This window comes from Aurantimonas aggregata, assembly GCF_010500835.1.
GTDB classification, from domain to species: domain Bacteria; phylum Pseudomonadota; class Alphaproteobacteria; order Rhizobiales; family Rhizobiaceae; genus Aurantimonas; species Aurantimonas aggregata.
Genome location: NZ_JAAAMJ010000003.1, coordinates 230,766 through 243,086, shown reverse-complemented (window position 1 = coordinate 243,086; position 12,321 = coordinate 230,766). Strand labels below are relative to the sequence as shown.

Below are 12,321 nucleotides of genomic sequence, written 5' to 3'. Positions count from 1 at the left end.
CGGCATCGGGCCACCCCGAAGAGGAGTTCGTCATGCCGCCAGCGCCCCGCACCCGGCCAACGCTCAGCCAGGACGCGGCAAGGCGGATCTGGCTCGGCGTACAATGCCTCGACCGCCCGGCGCCCTTCGGTGCGGGGCCGGCCGCGACGCCGGCGGCGGTGGCGCAGCTCGGCTATGTGCAGATCGACACGATCCATGTCGTCGAACGCTGCCACCACCATATCCTCTGGACGCGCATCCCGACCTACGAGCGGGCCGATCTTCACCGCGCCCAGAGCATCGACAAGACGGTCTTCGAATACTGGACCCACGCGCTGGCTTTCGTGCCGACGCGCGACATCCGCTTCTTCCTGCCGGCCATGAAACGGCATCGCGCGGCCCCGGCGAAATGGTTCGGCTCGGTCGGCAAGGCCGACATGCGCAAGGTTCTGGACCTGATCCGGGAAAACGGGCCGCTCACCATCCGCGACATCGACGACGACGTTCTGGTCGACAAGGACCATGCCTGGGCGAGCCGCAAGCCTTCCAAGCGAGCCCTGCAGCTGGCCTTCTACAATGGCGACCTCGTCGTCTCGGCCCGCGCCGGCATGCTGAAGACCTACGAGCTCACGGACCGGCATTTCGGCTGGGAGGAGCGGCCGCGGCCGGCCACCGTGCGCCAGGTGCTCGACTATCGCATCGACCGGGCACTGCGGTCGCAGGGGCTGGTGAGCCTCGATTCGATCTGCCATCTGCAGCCATCGCTGAAGCCGGCGATCCGCCCGCTGCTCGAGGCGCGCGCGAGGCGCCGGCAGCTGGTGGAGCTGCAGATCGAGGGCGCGGGGGACATCCCGCATTGGGCATTGCCGGAAACCCTCGACACGATCCCGGAGCCGGGTCCCGACCTCGTCCATATCCTGTCGCCCTTCGATCCGCTGGTCATCCAGCGCAAGCGGCTGGAGCAGTTCTTCGGCTATGCCCATCGCTTCGAGGCCTATGTGCCGAAGGAAAAGCGCGTGCTCGGCTATTTCGCCCTGCCGGTGCTGCTTGGCGACCGCATCGTCGCGGCGCTGGACCTCAAGACCGACCGCGTTGCCGGCAAGATCCTGATCCAGCAATGGAACTGGGTGGGCGAGGGCTCCGCGGCGGACAAGCCGGCGATCGAGGCAGCGCTGCAGCGTTTCGAGCAGTTCCAGCTGGCGAAGTGAGGCAGGGGCTGGGATGGCCGGCCGGGAGGGGCTTACGGCATGAATGACGACGATGATGGCTGCACGGACGGCGCCAGCCGCCTCTATCTCGTCATCGCCGAGGGTGGCGCATCGCTGGCCGATCTCGCCGGCGAGCTCGACGCCTTCGCGCTCGCTCCGACGATGCTGCTGGTGCGCACCGGCGAGACACGCTCGCGGCTCTACCATTTCGTCAAGCGACGCGTGGCGCCCGAACGCCTGGTCGTGGCCGGTCTCGATGAGGCGCCGAAGTTCAAGGGTTTCGCCCCCGGCGCGCTCAACTGGCTGCGTCGGGACCCGGCAGGATAGGCGAGGCGCCGGTTTTGGTAGCCGCGCAATCGTCCGGAGGCGGCTGCTCACGAAGGTTTCATGTCGAGTTCAGCGCGCGACCGCCCTGCCGATGGCATACTCGGCAACCGACGCCGCACGGCCTGTAACCCCGCGTAAACCGGGCCTGCGGCAAGATCGCGCGTAAATGCATGCGAAGCCCCTGCCGACCTGATGGGGCAGGGCGCGAGCAGCGCCGGGCCTCCAGCCCGCCAGTGTCGCCGCCCTGCACTACGCAACGGCAGCCCGATCGGCTAGGGAACCGGTAATTCAGAAACGCTCGGGCACGACCATTGCAGGTTTCCCGATCCGCAACGACGAGGAAGACGACATGATGGCCAGACTGAAGAACGCGAGAAAGCTCGCTGCGATGGCGGCTTTGGCGCTTGGGGTGACCGCGGGCCCGGCGCTGGCCGCGCAGTGTGGCAACAGCGCCGCGGGCTTCAACGAATGGAAGCAGCAATTCGCCGCCGAGGCACAGCAGGCCGGCATCTCGCAGGGCACGATCCAGTCCGCGCTGATGCCGACCCAGTATTCGTCCAAGGTCGTCAGCCTCGACCGCAACCAGCATTCGATGAACATCTCGCTGGAAGCGTTCATGGAGCGCCGCGCGCCGGCGTCCTTCGTCGCCAAGGGCAAGCGCATCATCCAGCAGAACGCCAGCCTGCTCAACGCCGTCGAGCAGCGCTACGGCGTGCCGAAGGAAGTGCTGGTCGCGATCTGGGGCATGGAAACCGGCTTCGGCGCCAATTCCGGCAACATGAACATCTTCTCGTCGCTGGCGACGCTGTCCTATGACTGCCGTCGCTCGGCCTTCTTCACCGAGGAGCTGCTCGCGGCTCTCGCCATCGTCGAGCGCGGCGACATGCAGCCCGGCCAGATGCGCGGCGCCTGGGCCGGCGAGATCGGCCAGACCCAGTTCCTCGCCAAGAACTATCTGCGCTTTGCCGTGGACGGCGACGGCAACGGCCGCCGCGACCTGATCAACTCGACGCCCGACGTCTTGTACTCGACCGCCAACTTCCTGCGCCAGCACGGCTGGCAGCCGGGCGCCGGCTACCAGGAAGGCCAGCCGAACTTCGCCCGGCTGCGCGACTGGAACCGCGCCGGCGTCTACCAGAAGGCACTGGCCCTATTCGCGACCAAGCTCGCCAACTGATCATGCCTTGGGGCCTTTCGGCCTGAACGATACGGCAACGCCCCGGCCATTGGCTGGGGCGTTTTCATGTCCGCCGCTGTTCAGGCGGCGTCGAGCTCGGGATAGTGGCGGAAGATCCCGTCCTCGTTGAACGCCATGCGCCGCTCGCTCTTCAGATAGGCGGCAACGGGCGGGTGGTCGGCGACCCGGTCGCGCAGCGCCGCCACTTTCGGGTAGTCCGTCATCAACGTCTGCATCCGCTTCGGAAAGGCGTAGGTGAGCCCTTCGACGGTCTGGAACAGGCCGAGATCGGCATGGCTCAGGCCGTCGCCGACGAGATAGGCGTCGCACTCCGGGTTGCGTTCGAGAAGCTGCTCGTACCAGCCAAGGAATTTCGGCATGCGCTCGTTTCGGAACCCTTCCGCCCGTCGCTTCGCTTCCGGCTTCTGGTCCTCGTAATAGAGCCCGGCGCCGAGCGGATGATGGACGTCGTGCGTCTCGGCAACAAGATCGGCGGTGGTCAGCGCGATCGACCGGGCGAAATGACGCTCCGGCTCGGTCAGCGGGGCGAGACCATGGCGCTCGCCGACATAGGCCGAGATTTCGGCCGCCTGGACGATGACGATGTCGTCGTCGACGAGGAACGGCGGCGCGAAGGGGATGAGCGCACCGCGCTCGCCCTCGAGAAACGCCGTCATTGCCGCCATGCCGCCGCCGTCCGACTCCGGCAGGCGGGCGACATCGCGATAAGGCGCCTCGGCCGCCTCGAGCACGAGGCGCGGATACTCGCCGCGGCCGGGGATCATCGGCCAGTAATAGAGGTCGTAGGCCATGGGTGCTCCTGTTGTTCGTTTCTTCGTTGCAGTTGTAATGGACCCGTCCGACGTCAATCGGCTTGAGAAGACGTTCGCCACGACCCATTGCGCATCGTGCGTGCGGCAGGCCATGCGCGGATGAGGGCAGCAAGGCCCGGAATCTCTGCGATGGCGGGTTCCGGAGAGGGCATTTCCACAAGGATAATTCGGCCAGCTGAGGGCCTACCGCCGGCCTTTGGCGGGCTGCCTGCATATGAAGCGCCCTTACGTCATGCCGCTTTGATAGGCTTCTGAGCTCTGGACATCGTCGTGGACGCGGGCGACACATAGGCCTTGCGCAGCGCCGTGGGCCGCGCTGCCGCCTGTATCGCGAGGATCCAGAATGGTTTTTGCCTTCCGCCGCATCGCCGCCGCGCTGGCGCTTTCCACCGTGCTCGGCGTCAGCGCCGCCGGTGCCGTCCAGCTCAACCTCCACAATGGCGGCGACGTGACGTCGCTGGATCCCCAGCGCCTGTCGGGCGACTGGGAGAACCGGGTCTCCGGCGACATCTTCGAGGGTCTGATGACCGAGGATGCCAAGGCAGAGCCGGTGCCGGGCCAGGCCGAGAGCTACACCCTCTCCGACGACCAGCTGGTCTACACCTTCAAGTTGCGCGAGGACGCCAGCTGGTCCGACGGCGAGCCGGTGACGGCGGATGATTTCGTCTTCGCCTTCCGCCGGCTCCTCGACCCGGCAAACGCCGCCGAATACGCCTATCTGCAATACGCCATCAAGAACGCCGAGAAGATCAACAAGGGCGAGATCACCGATCCCGAGCAGCTCGGCGTCAGGGCGATCGACGATCGGACCCTGGAAATTACGCTCGAACAGCCGACGCCGTATTTCCTCGGCTCGCTGACCCACTACACCGCCTATCCGCTGCCGCAGCACGTGCTCGAGGAAAAGGGCGGCGACTGGGTCCAGATCGACAACATCGTCACCAACGGCCCCTACCGCCCGATCGAGTGGATCCCCGGCAGCCACGTGCTGACCGAGAAGAACCCCGAATGGTACGACAGCGAGAGCCTTGCCATCGACGGCGTCAAGTTCTTCACCCTCGAGGACAATGCCGCCGCGCTCCGCCGCTACCGCGCCGGCGAGTTCGACATCATCACGCAATTCCCCACGGACCAGTACGAATGGCTGGAGGAGAACCTGCCGGGCGAGGCGCATGTCGCGCCCTTCGCGGGCCTCTATTACTACGTCCTCAACTCGAGCAAGCCGCCCTTCGACGACGCCAAGGTGCGCCAGGCGCTGTCGATGGCCGTCTACCGCGAGGTGATCGGGCCGGACATTCTCGGCACCGGCGAGCTGCCGGCCTATGGCTGGGTGCCGCCGGGCATGGCCAATTACGACGGGCCGGACGTCAAGGTCGACTGGTCGGAGCTGCCCTATCCGGAAAAGCTGGAGCAGGCCAAGGCACTGCTCGCCGAGGCCGGCTACGGTCCCGACAAGCCGCTCGACGTCACGCTGCGCTACAACACCGACGACAACCACAAGCGCGTCGCCGTGGCGATCGCGGCGATGTGGAAGCCGCTGGGCGTCAATGTCGAGCTGCTCAACACCGAGGTGAAGGTGCATTACGCCGATCTGCGCCAGGGCGATTTCGAGGTCGCGCGCGCCGGCTGGCTCGCCGACTACAACGACCCGGACAATTTCCTCAATCTGCTGAAATCCGGCGTCGAGATGAATTACGGCCGGTGGGTCAATCCGGATTATGACAAGCTGCTGACCGAGGCCGCCGCCACCACCGACATGGCGGCGCGCGCCGATCTGCTGAAGCAGGCCGAGACGCTCGCCATGGCAGAGACGGCGGCGATCCCGATCTATTTCTACGCCTCGCGCAGCGTCGTCTCGCCAAAGATCTCCGGCTACGAGGACAATGCCTTCGACATCCATCGCACCCGCTGGCTCACCAAGGCCGAGTGAGCATGGCGCCCCTGTCGAGCGGGAGGGCGGCGTCGGGCCGCCTTGCCGTCATGTGCCGGTCGGGGAAGCGCTGAGCGATGCTGGCCTTCGCCCTCAGGCGTCTCCTGTCGACGATCCCGGTCCTCCTGATCGCCGTCACCGCCTGCTTCTTCATCCTGCGGCTCGCGCCCGGCGGGCCATTCGACCAGGAGCGCGCGCTGCCGCCCGAGGTGCTGGCCAATCTGCGCGCCTACTACCACCTCGATGACACGCTGATCGTGCAGTATCTGCGCTATCTCGGGCGGCTGGCGCAGTTCGACCTCGGCCCGTCCTTCGTCACCAAGGACTTCTCGGTGGCGCGCCAGCTCGCCATCGGCCTGCCCTATACGCTGATCCTCGGCGGCACGGCCTTCGTCGTCGCGGTTCTCGGCGGGATCGCGGCCGGCATCTATGGCGCGCTCTACCAGAACCGCGCGGCCGACTATGTCATCGCCGCGATGGTGATGGCCGGCCTCGTCGTGCCGAACTTCCTCGTCGCGCCGATCCTGCAGCTGGTCTTCGGCATCAAGCTCGACTGGCTGCCGGTGGGCGGCTGGGGCGACGGCTCGCCGCGCTTCCTGCTCCTGCCGGTGATCGTGCTGGCCCTGCCACATGTCGCGCGGATCTCGCGGCTGATGCGCGGCTCGATGATCGAGACGCTGAACGCCAATTTCGTCAAGACCGCGCGTGCCAAGGGGATCGGCCGGCGCCGCATCATCCTGCGCCACGCGCTGCGCCCGGCGCTGACGCCGGTCGTGTCCTATCTCGGGCCCGCCGCCGGCTATCTCCTCACCGGCTCGATCGTCGTCGAGCAGATCTTCGGGCTTCCCGGCATCGGGCGCTATTTCATCGGCGCCGCCCTCAACCGCGACTACGGCATGGTTCTCGGCACGGTGATCTTCTACATGGTTCTGATCGTCGCCCTGAACCTCCTGGTCGATCTCGCCTATGCCTGGCTCGACCCCAAGGTGCGGACGCGATGACGCTCTTCGTGGACAAGCGCGAGGCGCTGGAGAAGGTCTTCGTCCCGACCGACACCGAGATGCCGGCGGGCAAGCCGCGCTCGCTGACCCGCGACGCCATGCGGCGGCTGTTCGCCAATAAGGCGGCCGTCGTGTCGCTGGTGCTTCTGGCGCTCATCGTCCTCGCCGCCCTGATCGGCCCGCTGCTCGTCCCCTACGATTACGAGACGCCGGACTGGTCGGCCTTCGGCGCGCCGCCGTCGATCGAGAGCGGGCACTATTTCGGCACCGACCAAAACGGCCGCGACCTGCTCGCCCGCACGCTCTACGGCACCCGCGTCTCGCTGCTCGTGGCGGTCATCGCCACCACCGTCTCGGTGATCGTCGGGGTGCTCTACGGGGCGATTTCGGGCTTTGTCGGCGGCCGGGTCGACCAGGCGATGATGCGCTTCGTCGATGTCATGTACGCGCTGCCCTACATCCTGTTCGTCATCCTCTTGATGGTGATTTTCGGCCGCAACGTCTATCTGCTCTTCGCCGCGATCGGCCTTCTGGAATGGCTGACCATGGCGCGCATCGTCCGCGGTCAGACGCTCAGCCTCAAGGAGCGGGAATTCGTCGAGGCGGCAAGGGCCTCGGGCGTCGCCACCTTCCCGATCATCCTGCGCCACATCGTGCCCAATCTGGTCGGGCCGGTGGTGATCTACGCGACGCTGACCATCCCCGAGATCGTCATCACCGAGAGCTTCCTGTCCTATCTCGGTTTCGGCGTTCAGGAGCCGCTGACTTCGCTCGGCACGCTGATCTCGGAGGGCTCGGACCTCCTGGAGGTAAGCCCGTGGCTGCTGCTGTTCCCGGGCGGCTTCCTCGTCACGCTGCTGCTGGCCTTCGCCTTCGTCGGCGACGGTCTGCGCGATGCCTTCGACCCGAAGGACCGGTAGCTCCATGCAAGCAACCCCCCAGCCTGTGCTCGAACTGCGCGACTACTCGGTGCGTTTCTCGACCCCGGACGGCGAGGTCGCGGCGGTCAGCGATCTCGACCTTTCCGTCGGGGCGGGCGAGACGCTCGCCGTCGTCGGCGAATCCGGCTCCGGCAAGAGCCAGACCTTCAACGGCGTCTTCGGGCTGCTGTCGCGCAACGGCCGCGCTACCGGGGCGGCGCTGGTCGAGGGCCGCAACCTCCTGTCGATGTCGGAGAAGGGCCTCGACGCCATCCGCGGCCAAGACATGGCGATGGTGTTCCAGGATCCGATGACCGCGCTCAACCCGGCGATGAAGATCCGCCACCAGTTGTCCGAGACGCTGCAGGTGCACAAGGGCATGAAGCGCCGCGACGCGGAGGCGGCGGCGCTGGCGATGCTGCGGCTGGTCGGCATTCCCGAGGCCGAGCGGCGCTTCGAGCAATATCCGCACCAGCTGTCCGGCGGCATGCGCCAGCGCGTCGTCATCGCCATGGCGCTGCTCTGCCGGCCGAAGCTGATCGTCGCCGACGAGCCGACGACCGCGCTCGACGTCACCATCCAGGCGCAGATCCTCGACCTCTTCCGCGACCTGACCGCCGAGTTCGGCACCGCGCTGGTGCTGATCACCCACGATCTCGGCGTCGTCGCCGGCATCGCCGACAGGGTGGCGGTGATGTATGCCGGCCGGGTCGTCGAAGAGGCGGCGGTGGACGCGCTGTTTCAGCGCCCCGCCCATCCCTACACGGCGGCGCTGATGCGCTCGATCCCGCGCGTCGACCGCGAGATCGAGGCGGTGGACCCGATCCCCGGTCGGCCGCCGGACGTCATGCGGCCGCCACCGGGTTGCCCGTTCCATCCGCGCTGCCGGCACGCCGAGGATCGCTGCCGGCGCGAGCGCCCGCCTCTGGCCGAGGTCGCGCCGGGTCGCCGTGCCGCCTGCTGGTTCCCCTTCGTCGACGCGGCTTCCGGCGCTGTCACATTGCCCGCGGAGCCCGCCCATGGCTGAGACGCTGCTGTCGGTCCAGAACCTGTCGACGGTGTTCGAGCTGCGCGGTCGGACGATGTTTTCCAAGCCGGCGCGGCTTGCCGCGGTCAACGACGTGTCGTTTGACCTGCGGAAGGGCGAGACGCTCGGCATCGTCGGGGAATCCGGCTGCGGCAAGTCGACCCTCGGACGCTCGATCCTGCGGCTGATCGAGCCGACGGCCGGCCGCGTCGTCTGGCAGGGGCGCAACCTCACCGACCTCTCGGACGGCGACATGCGCCGGGCGCGGCGGGACCTGTCGATCATCTTCCAGGACCCGATCGCCTCGCTCGATCCGCGCATGACGGTGGCCGAGATCATCGCCGAGCCGCTGCGGGTCGCCGAGCCGTCGCTCGACCGCAAGGCGCGGCGGGAGCGGGTGCTGAAGGCGATGGACGAGGTCGGCCTCGCGCCCGAGATGGCGAGCCGCTATCCGCACGAGTTTTCCGGTGGGCAGGCGCAGCGCATCGGCATCGCCCGGGCGATCATCACCGAGCCGATGCTGATCGTCTGCGACGAGCCGGTCTCGGCGCTCGACGTCTCGATCCAGGCGCAGATCGTCAACCTCTTGAAGAGCCTGCGGGAACGGCTCGGCCTGACGCTGATCTTCATCAGCCACGACCTGTCTGTCGTGCGCCTGGTCTCTGACCGCATCCTGGTGCTGTATCTCGGCCGGGTGGTCGAGATCGGCAGCCGCGCCGCGGTGTTCGACGCCCCGGCGCATCCTTACTCCCAGGCGCTGCTGTCGGCGGCGCCGATCCCCGATCCGGTGGTCGCCCGGCAGCGGCAGCGCACGGTGCTGAAGGGCGATCCGCCGTCGCCGATCGACCCGCCGTCCGGCTGCGCCTTCCGCACCCGCTGCCCGATCGCGGAGCCGGTCTGCGCGGAGGAAGTCCCGCCGCTGGTCGCTGTGTCGGAGGATCACCGGGCCGCGTGCCTGTTTGCGGGGGAGGAGGCGCGTGCCCGCGTGGCGAGGGCAAGCCGTGCCGCCGCGCCACCTGGAGCCGGCATCGCGGCCGCGCCGGCAATCGGCAGCTGAGCGCTCGGCTCAGGCGAGCGTGGCCACTTCCCCAGTACAGATGAGCCTGGCTCCACCGCCCTGAGGACGTCCCGGACGTCAACGGAAACTTAACGAGAGGGATGGACGGTTATAGGAGGCCGGGCTAATTTGCGCTCTTCCAGGACGGTCCCCATATCGACCATGTTGGTAGCAATCGGAGTACGGACATGATGCGGCGCGAAGGCTGGGGCGGAATCATTCCGAAGGCCCCGTTGACCGTCTGAGGTCGAAATGCCGGTTCCCAGGCAGCCAGCGCCTTGGGCCCCCTTTCTGATCGCGGCTAACCCGCTCTTGATTGCGGCCGTGGTCATCTTCTTCCTTTATCTTCATGCACCGGATGCCACTGTCCGGGCGGCTCCGGTCATCGCCATGATCGTCGTTCTCGTTACGGCGTTCGTCGGATCGGCCGCGGCTCTATGGACCTCGACCGGTCGGCGCGGGCGCAGCGGGAGACGGCGAAAGTCCTCGAGGCCTACAAGAACGTCGTGCAGAAATCCTGGGACAAGGATTACATTTCCGCCCGCACGCGGCTGGTCCAGGCACTTCGGCTGAAACGCAACCTCGTCGACTTCGCGAACTTCGACCCGCTTCAGTACGCCGAGGACCGGGAGACGCGCGAAGCCATCAACAGCATTGCCAACGACCACGAGATCATCGCGATCGCGATCGAGCGCGACATCATCGACGAGGACTTCTACCGGGACTGGTTCCTGAGTACCTATATTCAGGATTACGAGGCGCTCGAGGCGTATATCGTGCAGGTTCGCACGCTGACCGAGACCCCGGCTCTCTACATCAAGTTCCAGGCCCTCGCCGAGCGTTGGCGAGAGGAAAAGGCCGCGGCGGTTCGGCAGGCCGAACGCGAGGCATCCATCATCGCGAACCGCGCGAGGCGGTAGAACGACGACAGGGCCCCGCGCCCTATGCCGCCATCTGCTCCGGCTGTTTCGCCCCGGTCATCAGCGCGACGGCGTCGTTCATCGTCGAGTTCTTCGGGTCGATCACGCAGAGGCGGCGGCCGAGCCGGTGGATGTGGATGCGGTCGGCGACCTCGAAGACATGCGGCATGTTGTGCGAGATCAGGACGATCGGCATGCCGCGCGAGCGCACGTCCTGGATCAGCTCCAGCACCTTGCGCGATTCCTTCACCCCGAGCGCGGCGGTCGGCTCGTCGAGGATCAGCACCTTCGAGCCGAAGGCGGCGGCCCGGGCGACAGCGACGCCCTGGCGCTGGCCGCCGGACAGCGTCTCCACCGCCTGGCCGATGTTCTGGATGGTCATCAGGCCGAGTTCGGAGAGCTTTTCGCGCGCGATCCGCTCCATCGCCGGGCGGTCGAGCATCTTCAGATATTTGCCGAGGAAGCCCGGCTTGCGGATCTCGCGGCCGAGAAACATGTTGTCGGCGATCGACAGCGCCGGCGACAAGGCAAGATTCTGGTAGACGGTCTCGATGCCGGCGTCGCGCGCCTGCATCGGCGAGGTGAAGCGCACGGCGTCGCCGTTGAGGCGGATCTCGCCCTCGTCGATGCTGATCGCGCCCGACAGCGCCTTGATCAGCGACGATTTGCCGGCGCCGTTGTCGCCGATCACCGCCAGGATCTCGCCGGCATAAAGGTCGAAATCGGCATGGTCGAGGGCGGTGACCCGGCCATAGTTCTTGACGATTCCGCGGGCGGAGAGAACCGGGGGCTGGACGCTCATGCGGACACCTTCCTGATCCACTGGTCGATGGCGACGGCGAGGATGATCAGCCAGCCGGTGGCGAAGACCTGCCAGAGCACGTCGACGCCGGCGAGGCGGAGGCCGGAATTGAACACGCCGACGATCAGCGCGCCGATCATCGGGCCGAGGATCGAGCCGCGCCCGCCGAACAGCGAGATGCCGCCGATCACCACCGCGGTGATCGATTCCAGGTTGGCTTCGAAGAACGAGGTGGGACTGACCGAGCCGACGCGGCCGATCGAGGCCCAGGCGGCGATGCCGGCAATGAAACCGGCCATGACATAGACCGAGACCAGCGTCCGGTCGGTGCGGATGCCGGCGAGTTCCGCTGCCTCCTTGTCGTCGCCGATGGCGTAGACGTGGCGGCCCCAGGCGGTGCGGTTGAGCATGTACCAGAGCACCGCAAAGATCACGACCATCAGCACGACGCCCCAGGTCAGGACGGCGCCGCCGAGGGTGAAGCGCTCGCCGAAGATCTTCAGCAGCGGCGCCTCGGCATCGAGCGTTTGGCTTCGGATCGTCTCGCGATTGGAGAGATAGTAGTTCATCGCCAGGAAGACGTTCCAGGTGCCGAGCGTGGTGATGAAGGGCGGCAGCCGCACCTTGGTGATGAGGATGCCGTTGAGCAGCCCGGTCAGCGAGCCGACAATCAGGCCGATGGCGATCGACAGGGTCACCGGCAGGCCATAGTCGATGCTGAGCCGGCCCATGATCACCGAGACCATCACCATCACCGCGGCGATCGACAAATCGATGCCGGCGGTGAGGATGACGAGGCTCTGCGCCGCCGCCAGGATGCCGACGATCGCCACCTGCTGCATGATCAGCGACAGGTTGAAGGCCGAGAAGAAATTGTTCGACACCATGCCGAACACCGCCACCGAGATCAGCAGGACGATGATCGGCACCATGGTGGGGGAGCCGTGCAGGAAATGCTGCACGGTATCGAGCGGGCCGCGCGAGCGGTGCTGGAAGGCGGCAACGGCGCCGTCGCTGCCGGCAAGCGCGGTCTCGTAGTCGGCGGGCTTCTTGCTCTCACTCATGGCGTCTCGCTCCGGCAGGGGTCCCGGCCGTCCGTTCGGACGCCGGCAAGCGCATCAGGAACGGGTGGCCCCCGAG

The 12,321-nt window shown here is 67.0% G+C and carries 12 protein-coding genes; 9 read left to right on the top strand and 3 right to left on the bottom strand.

Features of this window, described 5'->3' with window-relative positions:
* The first annotated feature begins 32 nt into the window (after positions 1 to 32).
* The 3 genes from GTW51_RS07320 (at position 33) to GTW51_RS07310 (ending at position 2,691) form a co-directional block, all read left to right on the top strand.
* Positions 33 to 1,187, top strand: a complete 1,155-nt coding sequence (locus tag GTW51_RS07320) for a winged helix-turn-helix domain-containing protein (RefSeq protein WP_163043239.1) — start codon at positions 33 to 35, stop codon at positions 1,185 to 1,187.
* Positions 1,188 to 1,226: 39 nt separating this feature from the next.
* Positions 1,227 to 1,514, top strand: a complete 288-nt coding sequence (locus GTW51_RS07315; protein WP_163043238.1) for a hypothetical protein — start codon at positions 1,227 to 1,229, stop codon at positions 1,512 to 1,514.
* Between the two features lie 352 nt (positions 1,515 to 1,866).
* A complete protein-coding gene (locus tag GTW51_RS07310; protein WP_425483235.1) occupies positions 1,867 to 2,691 on the top strand; it encodes a lytic murein transglycosylase in 825 nt (274 codons plus the stop codon).
* A gap of 80 nt (positions 2,692 to 2,771) precedes the next feature.
* On the opposite strand, the gene GTW51_RS07305 is transcribed toward GTW51_RS07310, so the two are convergent.
* The gene (locus GTW51_RS07305; protein ID WP_163043236.1) at positions 2,772 to 3,503 is read right to left on the bottom strand and encodes a glutathione S-transferase; all 732 of its coding nucleotides are present in this window, start codon (positions 3,501 to 3,503) and stop codon (positions 2,772 to 2,774) included.
* A 364-nt stretch (positions 3,504 to 3,867) separates the two neighbouring features.
* Between GTW51_RS07305 and GTW51_RS07300 the strand changes: the two genes are divergently transcribed.
* From GTW51_RS07300 to GTW51_RS07275, 6 genes are all read left to right on the top strand, one after another.
* Positions 3,868 to 5,454 (top strand): peptide ABC transporter substrate-binding protein, encoded by a 1,587-nt coding sequence (locus tag GTW51_RS07300; protein ID WP_163043235.1) that lies wholly within the window; start codon positions 3,868 to 3,870, stop codon positions 5,452 to 5,454.
* Between the two features lie 77 nt (positions 5,455 to 5,531).
* Positions 5,532 to 6,455 carry an ABC transporter permease subunit gene (locus GTW51_RS07295; RefSeq protein ID WP_163043234.1) on the top strand — a complete coding sequence of 308 codons (924 nt, stop codon included), beginning with the start codon at positions 5,532 to 5,534 and terminating at the stop codon, positions 6,453 to 6,455.
* Positions 6,452 to 7,375: an ABC transporter permease gene (locus tag GTW51_RS07290; protein WP_163043233.1), complete on the top strand. Its 924-nt coding sequence runs from the start codon at positions 6,452 to 6,454 to the stop codon at positions 7,373 to 7,375. Before GTW51_RS07295 ends, GTW51_RS07290 begins: the two co-directional genes overlap by 4 nt.
* 4 nt (positions 7,376 to 7,379) lie before the next feature.
* A complete protein-coding gene (locus GTW51_RS07285; RefSeq protein ID WP_163043232.1) occupies positions 7,380 to 8,402 on the top strand; it encodes an ABC transporter ATP-binding protein in 1,023 nt (340 codons plus the stop codon).
* The gene (locus GTW51_RS07280; protein WP_163043231.1) at positions 8,395 to 9,459 is read left to right on the top strand and encodes an ABC transporter ATP-binding protein; all 1,065 of its coding nucleotides are present in this window, start codon (positions 8,395 to 8,397) and stop codon (positions 9,457 to 9,459) included. Before GTW51_RS07285 ends, GTW51_RS07280 begins: the two co-directional genes overlap by 8 nt.
* A 437-nt stretch (positions 9,460 to 9,896) precedes the next feature.
* The gene (locus GTW51_RS07275) at positions 9,897 to 10,379 is read left to right on the top strand and encodes a DUF4760 domain-containing protein (protein WP_163043230.1); all 483 of its coding nucleotides are present in this window, start codon (positions 9,897 to 9,899) and stop codon (positions 10,377 to 10,379) included.
* Positions 10,380 to 10,401: 22 nt separating this feature from the next.
* Here the strand turns inward: GTW51_RS07275 and GTW51_RS07270 are convergent, their stop codons facing one another.
* Positions 10,402 to 11,181: an ATP-binding cassette domain-containing protein gene (locus GTW51_RS07270; protein ID WP_163043229.1), complete on the bottom strand. Its 780-nt coding sequence runs from the start codon at positions 11,179 to 11,181 to the stop codon at positions 10,402 to 10,404.
* Entirely contained in the window at positions 11,178 to 12,245 is a 1,068-nt protein-coding gene (locus tag GTW51_RS07265; RefSeq protein WP_163043228.1) for an ABC transporter permease, read from the bottom strand. The genes GTW51_RS07270 and GTW51_RS07265 overlap by 4 nt, the downstream gene beginning before the upstream one ends.
* Positions 12,246 to 12,321 lie beyond the last annotated feature (76 nt).

Excerpts from the sequence above, each read along its gene's own strand:
- GTW51_RS07320 (WP_163043239.1), top strand. The coding sequence starts at position 33 with ATGCCGCCAGCGCCCCGCACCCGGCCAACGCTCAGCCAGGACGCGGCA.
- GTW51_RS07315 (WP_163043238.1), top strand. The coding sequence starts at position 1,227 with ATGAATGACGACGATGATGGCTGCACGGACGGCGCCAGCCGCCTCTAT.
- GTW51_RS07310 (WP_425483235.1), top strand. The coding sequence starts at position 1,867 with ATGGCCAGACTGAAGAACGCGAGAAAGCTCGCTGCGATGGCGGCTTTG.
- GTW51_RS07305 (WP_163043236.1), bottom strand. The coding sequence starts at position 3,503 with ATGGCCTACGACCTCTATTACTGGCCGATGATCCCCGGCCGCGGCGAG.
- GTW51_RS07300 (WP_163043235.1), top strand. The coding sequence starts at position 3,868 with ATGGTTTTTGCCTTCCGCCGCATCGCCGCCGCGCTGGCGCTTTCCACC.
- GTW51_RS07295 (WP_163043234.1), top strand. The coding sequence starts at position 5,532 with ATGCTGGCCTTCGCCCTCAGGCGTCTCCTGTCGACGATCCCGGTCCTC.
- GTW51_RS07290 (WP_163043233.1), top strand. The coding sequence starts at position 6,452 with ATGACGCTCTTCGTGGACAAGCGCGAGGCGCTGGAGAAGGTCTTCGTC.
- GTW51_RS07285 (WP_163043232.1), top strand. The coding sequence starts at position 7,380 with ATGCAAGCAACCCCCCAGCCTGTGCTCGAACTGCGCGACTACTCGGTG.
- GTW51_RS07280 (WP_163043231.1), top strand. The coding sequence starts at position 8,395 with ATGGCTGAGACGCTGCTGTCGGTCCAGAACCTGTCGACGGTGTTCGAG.
- GTW51_RS07275 (WP_163043230.1), top strand. The coding sequence starts at position 9,897 with ATGGACCTCGACCGGTCGGCGCGGGCGCAGCGGGAGACGGCGAAAGTC.
- GTW51_RS07270 (WP_163043229.1), bottom strand. The coding sequence starts at position 11,181 with ATGAGCGTCCAGCCCCCGGTTCTCTCCGCCCGCGGAATCGTCAAGAAC.
- GTW51_RS07265 (WP_163043228.1), bottom strand. The coding sequence starts at position 12,245 with ATGAGTGAGAGCAAGAAGCCCGCCGACTACGAGACCGCGCTTGCCGGC.